Origin of the sequence: Psychrobacillus sp. FSL H8-0510 (assembly GCF_038008345.1) — a bacterium.
In the GTDB taxonomy this organism is placed as follows: domain Bacteria; phylum Bacillota; class Bacilli; order Bacillales_A; family Planococcaceae; genus Psychrobacillus; species Psychrobacillus psychrotolerans.
In genome coordinates this window covers 1,794,749-1,812,213 of record NZ_JBBOYZ010000001.1, presented here as the reverse complement: position 1 = coordinate 1,812,213, position 17,465 = coordinate 1,794,749, and the positions used below count along the sequence as shown (strand labels likewise).

General features: G+C 34.9%; 17 protein-coding genes. 12 read left to right on the top strand and 5 right to left on the bottom strand.

The window, feature by feature from the left end; genetic code table 11:
* The first annotated feature begins 7 nt into the window (after positions 1-7).
* On the top strand, positions 8-436 hold the full coding sequence (locus MHI40_RS08875) for a VOC family protein (protein ID WP_340762323.1): 429 nt from the start codon (positions 8-10) through the stop codon (positions 434-436).
* A gap of 164 nt (positions 437-600) precedes the next feature.
* Positions 601-975: a hypothetical protein gene (locus MHI40_RS08870; protein WP_093534117.1), complete on the top strand. Its 375-nt coding sequence runs from the start codon at positions 601-603 to the stop codon at positions 973-975.
* A gap of 62 nt (positions 976-1,037) precedes the next feature.
* Here the strand turns inward: MHI40_RS08870 and MHI40_RS08865 are convergent, their stop codons facing one another.
* Positions 1,038-1,577, bottom strand: a complete 540-nt coding sequence (locus MHI40_RS08865) for a TetR/AcrR family transcriptional regulator C-terminal domain-containing protein (RefSeq protein ID WP_340762322.1) — start codon at positions 1,575-1,577, stop codon at positions 1,038-1,040.
* Between the two features lie 140 nt (positions 1,578-1,717).
* Here MHI40_RS08865 and MHI40_RS08860 point away from each other — a divergent pair, with 140 nt between their 5' ends.
* Positions 1,718-3,103: a DHA2 family efflux MFS transporter permease subunit gene (locus MHI40_RS08860; RefSeq protein ID WP_340762321.1), complete on the top strand. Its 1,386-nt coding sequence runs from the start codon at positions 1,718-1,720 to the stop codon at positions 3,101-3,103.
* A gap of 29 nt (positions 3,104-3,132) precedes the next feature.
* On the opposite strand, the gene MHI40_RS08855 is transcribed toward MHI40_RS08860, so the two are convergent.
* Together MHI40_RS08855 and MHI40_RS08850 are read right to left on the bottom strand one after the other, a co-directional pair.
* Positions 3,133-3,765 (bottom strand): phosphatase PAP2 family protein, encoded by a 633-nt coding sequence (locus MHI40_RS08855; protein WP_340762320.1) that lies wholly within the window; start codon positions 3,763-3,765, stop codon positions 3,133-3,135.
* 133 nt (positions 3,766-3,898) lie between these two features.
* A complete protein-coding gene (locus MHI40_RS08850) occupies positions 3,899-4,792 on the bottom strand; it encodes a DMT family transporter (protein WP_340762319.1) in 894 nt (297 codons plus the stop codon).
* Positions 4,793-5,071: 279 nt separating this feature from the next.
* On the opposite strand from MHI40_RS08850, the gene MHI40_RS08845 reads away from it, so the two are divergent.
* Positions 5,072-5,806, top strand: a complete 735-nt coding sequence (locus tag MHI40_RS08845; protein WP_340762318.1) for a ZinT family metal-binding protein — start codon at positions 5,072-5,074, stop codon at positions 5,804-5,806.
* A gap of 356 nt (positions 5,807-6,162) precedes the next feature.
* Complete coding sequence (locus MHI40_RS08840) at positions 6,163-6,495, top strand: hypothetical protein (protein ID WP_093534131.1); 333 nt, start codon at positions 6,163-6,165, stop codon at positions 6,493-6,495.
* Between the two features lie 579 nt (positions 6,496-7,074).
* Here MHI40_RS08840 and serC read toward each other — a convergent pair.
* Positions 7,075-8,172: a 3-phosphoserine/phosphohydroxythreonine transaminase gene (gene serC, locus MHI40_RS08835; RefSeq protein WP_340762317.1), complete on the bottom strand. Its 1,098-nt coding sequence runs from the start codon at positions 8,170-8,172 to the stop codon at positions 7,075-7,077.
* A gap of 236 nt (positions 8,173-8,408) precedes the next feature.
* On the opposite strand from serC, the gene MHI40_RS08830 reads away from it, so the two are divergent.
* From MHI40_RS08830 to MHI40_RS08820, 3 genes are all read left to right on the top strand, one after another.
* Positions 8,409-10,163: an ABC transporter ATP-binding protein gene (locus MHI40_RS08830; protein ID WP_340762316.1), complete on the top strand. Its 1,755-nt coding sequence runs from the start codon at positions 8,409-8,411 to the stop codon at positions 10,161-10,163.
* Complete coding sequence (locus MHI40_RS08825) at positions 10,163-11,947, top strand: ABC transporter ATP-binding protein (RefSeq protein ID WP_340762315.1); 1,785 nt, start codon at positions 10,163-10,165, stop codon at positions 11,945-11,947. The genes MHI40_RS08830 and MHI40_RS08825 overlap by 1 nt, the downstream gene beginning before the upstream one ends.
* Before the next feature lie 138 nt (positions 11,948-12,085).
* Positions 12,086-12,733 (top strand): SDR family oxidoreductase, encoded by a 648-nt coding sequence (locus tag MHI40_RS08820; RefSeq protein WP_340762314.1) that lies wholly within the window; start codon positions 12,086-12,088, stop codon positions 12,731-12,733.
* Here MHI40_RS08820 and MHI40_RS08815 read toward each other — a convergent pair.
* Positions 12,726-13,247 carry a hypothetical protein gene (locus MHI40_RS08815; RefSeq protein WP_340762313.1) on the bottom strand — a complete coding sequence of 174 codons (522 nt, stop codon included), beginning with the start codon at positions 13,245-13,247 and terminating at the stop codon, positions 12,726-12,728. The two genes, MHI40_RS08820 and MHI40_RS08815, sit on opposite strands and share 8 nt — an antisense overlap.
* 330 nt (positions 13,248-13,577) lie before the next feature.
* Here MHI40_RS08815 and MHI40_RS08810 point away from each other — a divergent pair, with 330 nt between their 5' ends.
* From MHI40_RS08810 to MHI40_RS08795, 4 genes are all read left to right on the top strand, one after another.
* Positions 13,578-14,390, top strand: a complete 813-nt coding sequence (locus MHI40_RS08810) for an MBL fold metallo-hydrolase (protein WP_340762312.1) — start codon at positions 13,578-13,580, stop codon at positions 14,388-14,390.
* A 33-nt stretch (positions 14,391-14,423) separates the two neighbouring features.
* Positions 14,424-15,778 (top strand): IS3 family transposase gene (locus MHI40_RS08805; RefSeq protein WP_340761762.1). Its coding sequence is split into 2 segments (ribosomal slippage): positions 14,424-14,877 and positions 14,877-15,778, totalling 1,356 coding nucleotides; the frame shifts between segments, so codons are not numbered across the junction.
* 427 nt (positions 15,779-16,205) lie between these two features.
* On the top strand, positions 16,206-16,916 hold the full coding sequence (locus MHI40_RS08800) for a cytochrome c biogenesis CcdA family protein (protein WP_093534160.1): 711 nt from the start codon (positions 16,206-16,208) through the stop codon (positions 16,914-16,916).
* A 16-nt stretch (positions 16,917-16,932) separates the two neighbouring features.
* A complete protein-coding gene (locus MHI40_RS08795) occupies positions 16,933-17,298 on the top strand; it encodes a response regulator (protein ID WP_340762311.1) in 366 nt (121 codons plus the stop codon).
* Positions 17,299-17,465: the final 167 nt, after the last annotated feature.

The following is a 17,465-nucleotide window of genomic DNA, read 5'->3' as shown; positions in this document are numbered from 1 at the left end:
AACTAAATTGGAACATGTTTTAGACCATGTCGGAATTGCAGTTAGAAGTATTGATGATGCACTTCCCTTTTACCTGAATGTGTTAAATGGAACACTGGAGGACCAATATACGAGTGATGCCCCTGGAGTAGAAGTCCATGTCGCAGTTGTCAGAACTAGTGATAAAATGATTGAATTACTTGCGCCGACCAACAAGAACTCGCCAATGGCTCGATTTATAAAGCAACGAGGAAAAGGTGTACATCATATCGCTTATCGAGTGAACGATTTGGACAAAGCCATACTCGACGCTAGAAAAAAGGGAGTCCGTTTTTTAGAGGACACACTACGTACGAACATCCGTGGAAGAAGACTCATATATATAAATCCAGCATCAACTGATGGGACTTTGATCGAACTATGTAGTTATGCAAATATAAATAACACGGATGATTAATGGGAAGAGGAAAAAGAGGAAATTTTATATTGCATCAAGTATTAAAATATAGATCCGGTTAGAGATGTCAGTAAAAAATAAAAAGACAAAGGGTTTATCCATACATATCACTGGACTTTAATTGACTACATTAAATAGGAACCAATTAATAGGGAGAGGTAGTAATGTTAAAGAAAATAGTTGTTTTAGGAATTTTAATGCTTTTCATTTTATCAGCATGTAATTCTTCCACAATGAGTATTAAAGAAATTGAAAATGTTCCTAAAGATTTACAAGAATATGTGAATTCCAGTTTAAGGCTTCAATCAATTAATGATGGGGAAAAAGGTTATTATATTATATTTCATTCAACTGGAGAGGTAGAAGCATATTTAGAAACACAAGGAGATAAGTTAAATATTATGTTTAATGAAACCAATCTAAAAGATGAAGTCATAAAGCAAAATACGTATTATGTAACAACAGGTCCAGAACACGAAATGATAGATGTTCTAGTAAATGGAGAATCAATTCCATTTGATAATATGACAGTTCAATAATTGAAAAATAATTAATGCCAACACATTGAATAATTGATGTGTTGGCATATTTTTGTAGTGAACTAGGAGCGATACATAAGATTAATTTGCTCGGCAATATAGGTTGAATCTAAATGTAGGCCATCTTTTAACCACCACATAATGATACCTACAATAGAAGCAGTTTTGACATCTGGATCTACAAAGACTTTTCTACCTATACTCTTAGAATTACTCCTTCTAACAACTATTAAATCTTTCATCAGTAAAAGTAAGTGTTTCTCTATTTGTTCAAACTGTACTAAAGCCAATATATGATTTCTTTGTTCCAGAAGATAATCTAATAACTGAAGTAAATGCTGTTGTCGATTTCGGTCAAAGGTGGAAGTTAAATACTCAATTTTGTCTGTTAGTACTTGGAAAATGTCGTTTGTTAAATGTTCTTTTAGCTCATTAATATTCTGATAATGTAAATAGAAGGTGGTCCGGTTCAAGTTTGCCCGCTGTGTCAATTTTTGAATCGAAATTTGGTGTAGAGAATGACCTTCTTGTAATAGTGTTAAGAGGGCTTCTTTGAGCATTTCCTGTGTACGTATAGCACGAGGATCTTCTTTATAAGTCATATGAATCGGTCCTTTTTCGTATAAAATTATCTACTAATCGACAGAAATGATCTGAATGTATACGGATGTTAATTTGTTTTTGCTAATATATTTCATAGACACTTTGTCGATAATATTTATTATATGGGAAGGAATTTTATATGCCAAACGAAATCTCAAGTACTACCAAAAAAATACTACTTATCATTATGATTACAGGAACATTCTTTTCTACCTTAAATCAAACACTATTAAATGTTGCACTTAGTGATTTAATGATTGTTTTTAATGTAAATACCTCGACGATTCAATGGCTAGCAACTGGCTTTATGCTTGTAAACGGGATGTTAGTGCCCATTACAGCATACTTAATGAAACGATTTTCAACTCGTCAGTTATTTATTAGTTCTTTGTTATTCTTACTGATTGGCTCTATTGTTGCAGCATGTGCCAATAATTTCGGCGTACTATTAACAGGTAGAATGATTCAAGCAGTAGGTGCAGGAATTATCATTCCATTAATGATGACTGTAATTGTATACTTATACCCAGCGGAAAAACGTGGCGCGGTTATGGGCAAGATTGGTTTTGCCATTATTTTTGCACCAGCAATTGCACCAACTTTAGCAGGGGTTATTTTAGAATATTTATCATGGCGATGGTTATTTATCATGATGATTCCATTTGTAGCAGTAATCATCATTCTAGCAAGTAAATATTTAGTGAATGTTGTGGAAACGTCCAAAGCAAAACTCGACATAGTAAGTGTGATATATTCCACTTTAGGGTTTGGATTTGTTCTTTTTGGCTTTAGTAGTGCTGGTAGCCGAGGATGGGATGATTTAGTCGTCCTTACTTCCATTGTTGGAGGTTTGCTCGTAACAATCTTGTTCTGTTACCGACAGATAAAGTCTGCGGAGCCTCTATTGAATCTAAGTGTTTTTAAATTTAAAGTGTTTACGATGACGACAGTTGTGAATATTGTTATTACCATTTTAATGTATGCTGATTTAATATTGCTGCCGATTTATTTGCAGGACGGACGGGGGTTTACTGCACTCGCTGCAGGATTGTTATTATTACCTGGGGCAATTATTAATGCCATACTTTCTCCAGTAACTGGGAAGTTATTCGATAAATTTGGGGCAAAACCTTTGTTTATCTTAGGAACAGGATTAATCGCGATATCGATGCTTGTGGTTATTGATTTATCACCCGAAACAACCACAATATATATTTTAGTTCGTACAATTTTATTGCGTATTGGTTTAGCATTTATCACAATGCCGTTAAATACCGCTGCTTTAAATGCCTTACCAAAAGAATTAGCTTCTCACGGATCAGCTATTAATAATACGGTTCGCCAGCTCGCGGGAGCAATAGGGACAGCTGTTATAATGACAATCTATACGATTCAATTAGTGAATGTCTCGTTAGAGTCTAATACTGCTTATATTAATGCGGCAAGTAACACGTATTTCTATATGTTTGTAATTTCTATAATAGGGTTTATCATTACTTGGTTTACGCCGAAGAAGACTAGCTAATGAACATTTTATAGGAATACCAAAAAGACTTAAGTTCTAGTGGACTTAAGTCTTTTTGTTTGATCGCTTAAATTCCGATGTTCTCTGTTTAACCACCATACGCAAAGGATGAACCAACTATAGCCAAGCAGCCACCCGGCTACAATATCCGAAGCAAAGTGACGTCCTTCTGTTATTCGAGAAAATCCAATGAGCACTGCTAATATAATGGCTGAAATCCAAAGGATTAGCGATATTTTCTTCGAATTAAAATGTAGCGTAATTAGATAAGAGATTGTGAATAAATAAACTAACCCATGAAAAGCATGTCCAGATGGAAAACTAAAAGTAGAAAACTGATCTACAATTTCAGGTCGAGGACGTTCAATAATTCGTTTTAAAAATTGATATAAACCATATCCCACCCCGATGGATAGTAGGACAAAAACCATTAACCTGTAGTCTTGTTTTCGAATCCAAAGGAGAATTAGAACAAGTATCATAATCGCAAAAATAAACTTGGTTTCACCTAAATAATGAAATATTGCAATAAAACTGTTGCCATATAACGTATTAAAAGCAACCTCATCAAAAGCTTGGATGAATGGTGTTTCATAAGTTATCCATAAAACACAAAATACAACGAAAGCACAAACGGCTAAAACATATTGTAACTTATTCATACATCTATTCTCCATTTTAGTAAGGATACATTAGTATGGCTAAGATACGAATAGAAATACAATTTATATACGTAGTATCTTAGTTTTAAATGATAAAACAGTAGAAATCTCATATTCCTACTGTTTTGTTAAATCATTTAGTTGTTGTTTTTAATCTGTTTAGGAGATTAATAGAATTATTTTCACTAACAAATGTTGCACCTAAAAGTAATGCACCACCAAGTATTTGCACAAAAGTCATTTGCTCTTGCAAGATAAGCGCAGATATTACTAATGAGGTGATTGGATCTGCATAGCTTAGTGCAGCGATGCTTTGTCCTTTTAGTTTTTGCATACCCGAGAAGAATAACAAGAATCCAATACCCGTGTGTATAACCCCTAAGATTAATATAAAAGGAATGGAAGAACTAGATACTTCTAAAATTCCAAATCCCTCCGTAAAGAAAACATGTGGCATGAGAAGTATTGTGGCTGTTCCCAGTTGAAGGACAGTAGTTTCTAACCCATCCATGTTTTTAATAAACTTATTTAGCAACATTAAAGAAGCATATAACACAGCTGCCATTAAACCATAACCAATGCCAATTAAGTCATTCAATCCAGATGTATTCACACCACCATTACCAACAATGAACAACATACCGAGCATAGCTACAGCAATACAAATTATTTTCTTCACGGATAATTTTTCCTTGAGTACAAGTGGCGAAACAATTAGAACAATAACTGGTGCAAAATAATAACTTAAAGTCGCATTAGAAAGAGTCGTATGCTTGAATGCTTGGAACAGGAAAATCCAATTTCCACCCAAAGCAATACTAGATAGTAATAAAATAAGCGCATTTACTTTAACTATTGCCCACGAAATTTTCTTTTTCATCAGGAACATCACAGTTGTTAAAAACAAACTGCCGATTAAACCACGTAGTAAAGCAATTTCACTAGAAGACAAATCAATGTATCGAACAAACACACCGATTGTGCCAAAGATTATCATTGATAATAAGAACTGAATTTTAGATTTCATCGTTTGCTCCTCCAAATCGGTGAAAGTGTTCGTATTTCGCAGACTCTTCAACTGTTATTAATAGCAGTTGAAAATACCTTATGAATTCTCGACATTTCTTGATGAACTAATTATACATAATGACATATTGTTTAACCACTTGAGCTTTAGTTAGATAACATTAATCTCCCAACCCATTTGTCCTATTCTCCATATGTTAATTTTTACTTGACGTATAATAAAGACATGTATATACTTCTAAATAGTAATCATTACGATTTAAGAAAAGGAGATTTAAAGATGAAGATTTCATTAGCAACAGGGTTAAGTGTAGTAGTCATAAGTTCAATATTGGTAGGTTGTCAGAATTCAGAACCAGATGGGGCCTCCACTGAAAAAGAAGTAAACAGTGCAGAAAGTCAAACAGATTTTAGTGAGCAAGAGCAAGAGCATGACCATGACCATGATCATGAACATAGTCATGGACATGATGAAAAGACAGAAATTTACGATGGGTTTTTCGATGATAGCCAGGTAAGTAATCGTTCCCTTTCGGATTGGGAAGGCGATTGGCAGTCCGTTTATCCCTATCTTCAAGACGGTACACTTGACGAAGTATTCGAATATAAAGCTGAGCTGGACGATTCTAAGACAACCGAAGAGATTAAGGGATATTATGACAAAGGTTATAAGACGAATGTGGAGCGAATTATAATTCAAGGGGAGAAAGTTACTTTCTACAAAGGAGAAACAGAGTATTCCGGGCAATATATCAATGATGGATATGAAATACTAACATATGAAGCTGGAAACAGAGGGGTCCGATACATATTTAAATTAGTAGGAGAGAGTGATGGACTGCCTCAATTTATTCAATTTAGTGATCATAGCATTAGTCCGAATGAATCTGACCACTTCCATTTATATTGGGGTGACGACCGTACGGCTCTACTAGAAGAAGTAACAAATTGGCCAACTTACTACTCGTCAGAATTGGACGGACATGATATTGCACACGAAATGATAGAGCACTAACTTTAATAATTAAATAAAGTAAGCTATCTTAGGAAAGTGTTCTGTCTTATACAGGATACTTTCCTTTTTTATATACTATTTTAGGGACAAGAGCTGTTTAGAACATATTTTAAAGTTACTGATTAAAGTGGGAGAAGTGTACGAAGATGTTTAACTTGAAGAGCAATGCACTACTTAGCAGGAAAGTTAACAAGAAAATATTTTAGCCGTTAAGTGTCATACTTCAAAAAGGATAGGAATAAGTACATAACTAGAACCTATTATAAAATGGGAAGAAATGAGATGATTATACGTTAGAAAAACTGAGGGAAATTAATCTGAAAACTGCTGTAATACTAGGGATTGTTTTTTACTCTTTGACTATCTTACTACATCTTCTTATTCTGAGCGGAATTATTCCGTTAACATGGATTAATGGCGGACGTTCTGAATCCTTCACTACTCAGTTACCAGTATCTATAATCAATATTTTTATTTCTATTATTGGAATAGGATTTACGCTTTTTATAAGTAAAAATGTATTAAAGAAGTACCAAAGAGGAATTACCGTTATATGTTGGCTTTTTGTAGTACTCTGGTCAGTTGGTTTTGTACAACAATTGCTAGGAACACCTTTTGAGAAAATGATTTGTTCATTAATATTGTTACTAGGAGTCATCTCGAACTTGAGGATGGCGATCGAAAAATGAAAATAATATAGTGCTTTACATAATGAGCTGTTTATACAGCTCTCAGACTGTAGACAAACTCAATTTTAGGTGTATAGAGTTGAATATTAAACTCGGCAAGGCCCACCACTTCGCTTTCCGTGGGCTTGGCTTCAGCCTCCTCGTCACTACGTTCCTGCGGGGTCTTCAGCTCAAGCTTTTCCCACTGGAGTCTTCGTGGTGGACCTTGCCTTATAAACAGTTCCAATAGAGTATTCAATATCTTACTTTTAATAGGATGAATAAACCCATTTATTATTATTCATAACCGTTTATAAAAATACCTTTGTCGTCAAACTGTGAGCTGTTTATACAGCTCTTTTTTACATTAGCCGAGTCTGTTACATCAAACTGGATTTACTCAAATAGAAATTATTAATACACCCTAAGCGGTAAACAAAGTGAAATAAAGGATATAAATGAAATTATCGTTCTTAAGTCTATAGATTCGTCCGAAGAACCTCAGTAGTTATGTTAAAAATATCCCTCTTAAATGTCATCAATGAAAAGAAGAGTAATTCATATAAAACCCAAGGTAAATTAACCTTGGGTTTTAAAAAGTTATTTATGTTTATTTTGAAATGCAATCATGAAATCTTGTAAAGCTTTACATGTTTCAAGTGGAACCGAGTTATAAGTGGAAGCACGGCAACCACCTACAGAACGATGGCCATTTAAGCCCACAAATCCTGCATCTTTTGCTTCAGTTAAAAATTGTTTTTCTAATTCCTCGTCTGCTACGCGGAATGTAATGTTCATGAGAGAACGGCTTTCTTTTGAAGCATGTCCTGTATAGAAGCCATTACTGTTATCAATTACATCATAAATCAGTTTTGCTTTTTCCTCATTTTGTTTAGCAATAGCAGCTAATCCGCCTTGTTTTTCTATCCATTTTAATACTTCGCCAAGCATATAAATGCCGAAAGTTGGTGGTGTGTTATATAAGGAATTACTTTCTACATGTGTGCTGTACTTTAGAATTGTTGGTATTTCTTTATTGGCTTTTGCAAGAAAATCCCTACGCGCAATAACAACAGTTACTCCAGACGGGCCTAAGTTCTTTTGTGCTCCTGCATAAATCAGATCAAATCTACTAATATCTATAGGTTTTGACATGATATCACTAGACATATCTGCGATTAAAGGAACCTCGCCTGTATCAGGGAACTCCGACCATTGTGTACCATAGATTGTATTATTGGATGTTAGATGAACATATGCGTCATCTGACCCGAAATCGATTTCTTCTAAAGAAGGGATATTCCGGTATTTATTTTCTTTAGTACTAGCAGTTTGAACAGGTTCACCAAAAAGTGTAGCTTCTTTATAAGCTTTTTCAGACCAAACTCCTGTCATTACATAGTTTGCCTTTTTTCCAAGCTGTAGGAAGTTCATCGGAATCATAGTAAATTGAAGACTTGCTCCACCTTGGAGGAATAGAACTTCATAATCGTCAGGAATATCAAAAAGTTTACGTAAACGAGAAATTGCTTCATTATGTACTTCTTCAAACGTGGAACTACGGTGACTCATTTCCATAATAGACATGCCTGTCCCATGGAAATTGACTAATTCTTGTTGTGCCTTTTCTAACACTTCTACTGGAAGTGCAGATGGACCTGCATTGAAATTATACGCACGTTGGTTTGATTGGCTCAATATAAACTCTCCTATTCTAGTGAATTCAATATATTTATCTATTATATACGGTTTTTAAATGAAAACATTAAATATTTTGCGATAAATTTCGAAAAGTGAATAAATTGTTAACGTTCAATTTTTGTTACCGAATAAGAATATTTCAGAAACCGAATTATTTCTTTAATTCATCTATCGGAATGTTCTAATATTTGCTAAAATGGTAAAGTCTTAATACATATAGTGGGGGAAGAAAAGTGAAAGTATTCTTAGATTTAGGATGGTTTTTTAAACAGAGAAAAAAGCAGTATTTGATTGGGATTCTAATGTTACTATTCGTTGCATTTCTACAGCTGCTGCCACCGAAAATAATAGGGTATGTAGTAGATGAAATCAGTCAAAAAACACTAACTACGGAGTTTTTGGTGAAATGGTTAGTTGTTTTAGCACTTGCGTCGATTGGGATGTATGTTTTGCGATATTATTGGCGAATTATGATTTTCGGTTCGTCCATATATTTAGCAAGACAGCTAAGAGAAAATTTGTTTCGTCATTTTACGAAAATGTCTCCATCCTTTTATCAGAAAAAGCGTGTTGGAGATTTAATGGCCCATGCTACAAATGACTTATCAGCAGTTCAACAGACAGCTGGAGCAGGCGTGCTGACACTTGTAGATTCGCTAGCAACAGGGGGGTTCGTAATAGCAGCAATGGCGATTACGATAAACTGGAAGCTAACATTGATAGCATTGTTACCACTACCTCTAATGGCTATTCTAACAAGCTATTATGGTAAACTATTACATCAACGGTTTCGATACGCACAAGAAGCTTTTTCCAACTTAAATGACAAATCACAGGAAAGTATTTCTGGTGTAAAAGTCATTAAAACATTTGGGCAGGAGAAAGAAGATACGAAGGATTTTGTTCGATTATCAGAAGAAGTAGTAGACAAAAATATACGGGTCGCAAAAGTAGACGCATTATTTGATCCGACGATTTCTTTAGTCGTAGGGATGTGTTTCTTCTTATCTATAGTATTTGGTACTAGATACATACTTGCCGATGAAATGTCGATTGGGGATTTATTTGCTTTTACTTCTTATCTTGGTTTGCTCGTTTGGCCAATGCTTGCGTTCGGTTGGCTGTTCAATATTGTGGAGCGAGGACGCGCATCTTATGACCGTATTAAAAATCTAATGGACGAAAAGATTGAAATAGATGATATTCCAGATGCAGTGAATGTAAAGCCCGAAGGAGATATACATTTCCATATTGAGGACTTCAAATTTCCAGGTGACGATCGCAGCGCATTACATAATGTAGACTTTACACTTAAACGAGGCGAGACACTCGGTATTGTCGGTAAAACGGGATCGGGGAAAACAGCTATATTAAAGCTATTAATGCGAGAATTTGAAGGATATACAGGGAATATTTTGTATGGGGACTTTTCAATTGATACATACAAAAAACGCAGTTTACGTGAAGCGATTGGTTATGTGCCACAGGATCATTTCTTATTCTCTACTACAGTTGCTGGTAATATAGCTTTTGCCAATGCAAATGCCACGATAGAAGAAGTGCAGGAAGCTGCAAGATTAGCTTATATTCATGAGGATATTTTACATTTTACAAATGGCTATAATACAATTGTTGGTGAACGCGGAGTATCATTATCTGGCGGGCAAAAACAACGTATATCTATTGCGCGCGCACTGATGATGGAACCTGAGTTACTCATTTTAGATGACTCTTTATCGGCAGTCGATGCTAAAACCGAGGAAGCGATTCTAGAAGCATTAAAAGCTAAACGCAGCGATGAAACTACTATTATTACTTCTCATCGACTGAGTGCAATTCAACACGCACATCAGATCATTGTGATGAATGATGGGACAATTGTAGAAAAAGGATCGCATGAAGAGTTAATGGAACTGCAAGGAATCTATTATGAAATGTACCAACTACAGCAGTTAGAGTCATTAGTGGAACAGGGGGGTGAAGCATAATGAATGACAAACAACCACAGCTAACAGGTAAAGACCAGTGGGTAGTTTTCAAACGTTTGCTGGGCTACTTGAAACCACATAAAAAAGTAATAGCCATCGCATTACTATTACTAATACTAACCGTGACAGGTGATATTCTTGGGCCTTATTTGATCAAGACGTATATGGATGACTTTTTGACCCCTAGATATTTCCCAACTGGACCCCTCGTAGGCCTTGCACTTGGATATATTTTTATACAAGTTGGGAACGTAATTGTCAGCTATTTTCAGCTACTAACTTTCCAAAAGCTAGCGCTGAAAATTATTCAGCAGATGCGAATTGATGTATTTTCAAAAGTTCACAAATTAGGAATGCGCTATTTTGACAAAACACCAGCGGGTAGTATTGTATCCCGCGTTACTAATGATACTGAAGCTATTAAAGATATGTTCGTTAGTGTGTTGGTTGGATTTGTACAAAGTGGTTTTTTAGTAATTGGTGTATATATCGCCATGTTTATATTAAATGTGAAACTAGCACTAGTTACGACGATTCTATTGCCAATATTAGCTATAATTATCCTAACTTATCGAAAATATAGTTCGGTAGTTTATCAAGATCTTAGAGAACGATTAAGCCAGTTAAATGCCAAGCTAGCTGAGTCCTTACAAGGAATGACGATGATTCAAGCATTTAGACAGGAAGATCGTCTACAGGATGAATTTAACGAAATCAATGATTCACACTGGAAAGCTGGTAGACGAAATATTAAACTGGATAGCTTATTACTTCGTCCAGCCATTGATTTGGTCTATGCCTTAGCGATTATTATGGTACTTAGCTACTTCGGGATTACCTCTATGAGTAATATCGTAGAAGTCGGTGTTATATATGCTTTTGTTACCTATATCGATCGGTTCTTCGAGCCAATCAATCAAGTAATGCAGCGGCTTTCTATTTTTCAACAGGCAATTGTCGCAGCATCCAGGGTTTTCAAGTTATTGGATGAGACAGACTTAGCACCTAAACAACAAAACGTAGAAACGGCGAAAATCGAACAAGGGAAAATTGAATTCCAAAATATTACTTTTTCCTATGATGGAAAAACAGATGTGCTAAAGGATATTTCGTTTACGGCTGAACCTGGTCAAACAGTTGCTTTAGTCGGACATACCGGTAGTGGGAAAAGTTCGATTATTAACTTGCTGATGCGTTTTTATGAATTCGAGCAAGGTGATATTAAAATAGATGGACATTCTGTGAAAGACTTCAAATCAGCAGAGATGCGTGATAAGGTTGGGCTCGTTCTGCAGGATCCGTTCCTGTTTTATGGGGATATCGAAAGTAATATTCGCCTTCATGCATCCGATATGACGGATTCGGCAGTACAAGAAGCGGCGGAGTTTGTACAGGCAAATAATTTTATAGAGAAACTACCGAATGCTTATAAACAAAAAGTAACGGAACGAGGCTCTACTTTTTCAAGCGGACAAAGACAACTCGTAGCATTTGCTCGTACGATAGCTACTAATCCTAAGATTTTAGTGCTAGATGAAGCAACTGCGAACATTGATACAGAAACGGAAGTTGCAATTCAAAGTAGTTTAGAAAAAATGAGAAAAGGACGGACGACTATTGCGATTGCCCATCGTTTAAGTACTATACAGGATGCAGAACTAATTCTTGTACTGCATCATGGGGAAATAGTTGAACGAGGGACTCATCAGGAGCTCCTAAACCAAAAAGGTTTGTATCATAAGATGTATCTACTACAAAATAATGTAGTGGAGGATATCGCCTGATTCTTACCCAACATAAACCAGCTAGAGTAATAACTCTTGGCTGGTTTATTTCTTGTTTGGGAAAAAGCTGATTAATTGTAATGACTTTTAACTTGTGAAAGGATAGAGGGAGAACAATTTTGAAGGGAGACGTTTCTAATGAACGTAATAGTTATTGGAGCAAACGGACAAATTGGGCAACATGTAGTAAATGAATTGCATCAAAGTAACACTCATACGGTGACCGCAGTGGTCCGAAAAAAAGAGCAAGCGGAAAAGCTTATGGATCGCAATATCCAAGCAATAGTAGCGGACTTAGAAGGCTCTGTGGAAGATCTTGAAAAAGTAATTACTGGAGCAGATGCCATCATCTTTACTGCAGGTTCGGGTGGACATACAGGACCAGATAAAACATTATTAATCGATTTAGATGGTGCAGTAAAAACGATGGAGGCTGCTAAACAAGCAGGAGTGGAGCGTTATATTATGGTAAGTGCATATGATGCTGATAAACGTCAAAATTGGAACGAAGGAATGCGTCCTTATTATGTAGCGAAACACTATGCTGACCGAATGCTCGAAGCGAGCGGTTTAAATTACACGATAGTTCGACCAGGTGGACTTGTGAATGAACCTGCAATTTGCAAAATTACGGTAGGGGCGGAAGCCAAGCCGAGCACCATTACTCGGGAAGACGTAGCACATACACTTATTGCAGCCTTAGAGAATAAACAAACATATCATCGTTCCTTTAATGTAGTAAACGGGGAACATTCAATTGTAACAGCATTGAATAATCTTAACTAAATAGATAGCCTCTTGATATTTGAGAGGCTTTTTTTAACTTTTTCATCGATACCGACTTCTCTGGAAAGTGTAAAAGTATATTTCCTCCTGAGGACAAAACGACTTCAAATGATAATGTTGATTCGTTAATTGATAGAAACTCTTCATACAACCAGTCATCTATTTCACGATTGTAAATAGGTTTATCATTTTCATAATTCAAATGCTGAAATTGAAAGAAAGAGACATTGTTAAAACTCAATATCCAATCATCGTCACTTAAAACAGTGAAGTGTATGTTTGAGTGAAGGAGACTTTTATGTTCAATTTCTATTTTGATAAGTCTATAATCGTGAAAACCCCAAGAGTTAAAACGATTAAAAATATCTTGAGGCAATCTATCAGATAATGTATTGAATATCTCTTTGTATTTTTTGGCATTTTCTATCCATTGAGAATCTAATTTAACCAATTCTTCATCATTAGTGCCATCCATATTTTGAGCTACATGCAATTCATATAATAAATATTTCATTTTTATGCCTCTTTCTTTTCTATGTTTCTTCAACTAAATCTGTGTCTTCAGTTCATTGAGAAAAAGGCTTTTCTTGGAGTAAAACACCTTCTCTTTTATTGTAAATTACGTTCGAACTGAGAACTACAAAAAAAATTTACATTCATAATATCAGAATTTTCATAAAGAACAGTTTTTATTGTGTTATAATTTTCCGTAGTGTAAAAGGAGGTACAGGTCCAATGGTAAAAAAATAAAATGAGAAAATCTTAAAATGTTTTATTAACCTTAGTATAAACGTGTAGATTTTCTCTTTCATGGAATTAATATCTAGAATAGAGGAGACATAACATGTTAAATAAATTAAGTAATACTATTTATTATTTATCTAATCAAGATAATAACGAAAGACCAACATTAGGATTGGTATGTGGTGATAGTTATAGTTTAATCATCGATTCAGGTAATTCACCTCAGCATGCTAAAGATTTTTTACTAGAAATCGAGAAGCTAAATGTACCACCAGTTAAATATGTTGTTATTACCCATGCACATTGGGATCACTTTTTAGGAATGAATGAATTTGATGCAACTGTTATTGTTAATAATCAAACAAATGAAATCATAAAAGAATGGCAAAGTTTTTCTTATGACGATCGTTCTCTCAAGAGCTATGTGAATACTAATCAAATGAGTGCTATGTGTATGAATATTATACAAACTGATATGCCAAACAGGAATAGTTTTAAGCTAAAATCTCCAGATGTAATCTTTGAAAAAACATTAACTATTGATTTGGGTAATAAAGTTTGCATACTTGAAAAAATTAAAAGTACTCATTCGGAGGACTCTACAGTCATTTATATCCCTGATGAAAAAGTTGTTTTTTTAGGTGATTGTGCATATGGTACAACTACAAATTCTTTATTTCATTTCAAGCAATCATTGTTATTACCAATGATTAAAGATATTCAAAAATATAATGCTGAAATGTTTCTACTTGGTCATGAATCAATCTGTGATTCTACTGAAATGGATATATATTGGAGAGAGTTAACAAGATCAAGTCAAGTTGTAAAATCGTCCTCACTAGAAGATGCTTTAGAGTGTTTTAAGGCAGAAAATAAAAGGGACCCTAATAATGAACTGCACCCCAATTGTTAGACACAATCTAACAATTGGAGGTGCAGTTTTTCTATGACAAAATATAGTTCTGAATTAAAATTACAGGCAGTTTTAACGTATCTAAAAGGAACAGCTTCCTTTAAAACAATAGCTGATCAGTTTCATATTAGCATAAGCCCATTAAAGGTTTGGGTAGTCCAGTATAAAGTAAATGGAGTAGATGCTTTTAATTCTACCTATACAAATTATGATTTGAACTTTAAAATGGACGTACTAAACTATATAAATGATTTTGGAGTAACTCCTAATGAAGCAGCTGCGATTTTTAACATCCCGTCTCCATCAACGGTACATAAATGGGTTAAATTGTATAACTCAACTGGTATTGACGCTCTGAAATCAATGAAAAAGGGGCGTCCAACCATGAAAAAAGAGTCAAATAAACAGTCAAAACGAATTCAAGTTGAAGGATCATTCGAAGCTCTTGAAGCACGTATTAAGCAACTTGAAATGGAAAACGAGTATTTAAAAAAGTTGAATGCCTTAGTTCAAAGCAAGGAAAAATCACCAAACAAGACAAAACACAAATAGTCTTTGAATTAAGGCATAAATATCTGGTGAAGGAGCTCGTTGAGCTCGCTGGTATTCCACGAAGTACCTATTATGATTTAGTGAAGCGAATGAATCGTCCAGATTCAGATGCAGAGTTAAAAGCTGAGATTAAAGTGATTTATGAAGAGCATGAAGGTCGTTACGGTTACCGTCGTATTCGCGATGAGTTAGCGAACCGTGGGCAAAAAGTAAATCACAAGAAGGTTCAACGCATTATGAAAGAGTTAGGTTTAAAGTGTGTTGTACGTATGAAAAAATATAGATCTTATAAAGGTACTGTTGGTAAGATCGCACCAAATATTTTAGATCGTAATTTTATTGCAAATGCCCCCAATCAGAAATGGGTAACCGATATTACGGAGTTTAAGTTACTTGGTGAAAAGCTTTACTTATCTCCTGTTTTAGATTTATTTAACGGAGAAATTATTACGTATACAATAGACACTAGACCAACGTATTCGCTTGTTTCAGAAATGTTAGAGAAAGCTTTAGAACACTTATCTGATGACCACCAACTACTGATACATTCAGACCAAGGTTGGCATTATCAAATGAAGCAATATCGTCACGCGTTAGAATGTAGGGGTATTGTACAAAGTATGTCCCGTAAAGGAAACTGTTACGACAACTCTGTGATGGAGAATTTCTTTGGCATTATGAAATCGGAATTCCTCTACTTAAAGGATTTTGAAAGTGTGGAGCATTTTAAAATCGAATTAGAAAAGTATATTATTTATTACAACACGAAACGGATGAAGGCAAAATTAAAAATGAGTCCGGTGCAATACCGAACCCATTTTTACCAAATTGCTTAATGAAATAACTGTGTCTAACTTTTAGGGGTCACTTCATAATAATGAATTATTTTTCATAAAAGCATTTGTTAATGACCATATTATTCAATTACAATAACTCTATAGAATACATCATTTAAATATAAAAATTAGCCACCTCATTAAAAATTGAAATGAGGTGGCTTTTAATGACTGAGTTTTTTTCTCATTTTTCCTTATTATGAATTTTTTACTTTTCCTGCCTTTCGAAAAGGTGGAATATTTGCTAAACTTAAAAAGTCTTATAATCTAATCTTTAAAAGCATATATTAAATATGGATTTTCATCACTATGGAGGAATTGTAGCTTCTCTGTTTAAAAGAGTCAAAAAGCTGTCACAAGCAATTATGAGGTCAAATAGGAGGAAATTTGATACGATAGGTACAGTAAATCGGAAAGGTTGACTGCCGTGAGTACAGACGTAAACCTTCTATTGGCATTTGGTGCAGGGTTTTTAAGCTTCATATCTCCTTGTACGCTACCATTGTATCCTGCATTTTTATCATACATTACAGGAATGTCATTAGAAGAAATAAAAACAGATAAAAAATTAATGCAAAAAAGAGGAATGCTTCATACGTTATTCTTCTTACTAGGTTTTTCTATCATCTTTGTTGCGATAGGGTTCGCAACATCTCTGGTAGGTACATTTTTCATCCAATATGATGATTTACTTCGTCAAATTGGAGCAATATTCATTGTTATCTTCGGATTAATCATTGTAGGCGTATTTAAGCCAGAGTTTTTAATGAAAGAAAAAAAAGTTCATTTTAAAAATCGTCCGGCTGGTTATATAGGTACTATTTTAATCGGAATGGCATTTGCTGCAGGATGGACACCATGTACTGGCCCCATATTAGCTGCCGTTATCGTAATGGCAGGATCCAATCCTGATGCTGGTATGTGGTATATGCTTGCTTATGTATTTGGGTTCGCAATTCCATTTTTCGTATTGTCATTCTTTGTAACGCGACTTAACTGGATACGTAAAAATAGTAATTTAATCGTTAAAGTTGGCGGTTATATTATGATTGCCCTTGGATTGATTTTATTTTTTGATGGATTAACGTATATTATTCGTATATTAAGTCCAATTTTTGGAGACTTCACTGGATTTTAACAGGAGGAATTATGCAATGCCAACAGTATTAGTAGTAGATGATGCGGTATTTATGCGCACAACGATTAAGAGAATGCTAGAAAATCATCAGTTTGAGGTTGTTGGCGAAGCAGCTAATGGAGAGGAAGCTGTAAATCTGTATAAGCAGCTTCTGCCAGATGTCGTAACGATGGATGTCACAATGCCTGGTATGAATGGTATAGAAGCTGTAAAAGAAATTATTGCGGAATTTCCTACAGCCAAAATAGTAATGGTAACCGCGTTAGGACAACAAAAACTAATCGTTGATGCTTTGGAACTTGGAGCAAAAGACTTCATTACGAAACCTTTCGATCCAGATCGAATTGTGAATGTGTTACATAATGTTACTTCGGATATATAGTAACATCATGCCGGTTTAACAGGCTGTAATACACCGACAAAAAGAGAACATATATCGAGAGTCAGGGGAGAACTGCCTGTGTAAACCCTTATGGTCTACACATCCGTCCTTGTAAAGCGAAGTACCCCTGATGGGTGAATCACTTTAAACAACTAAAAGATATGGGG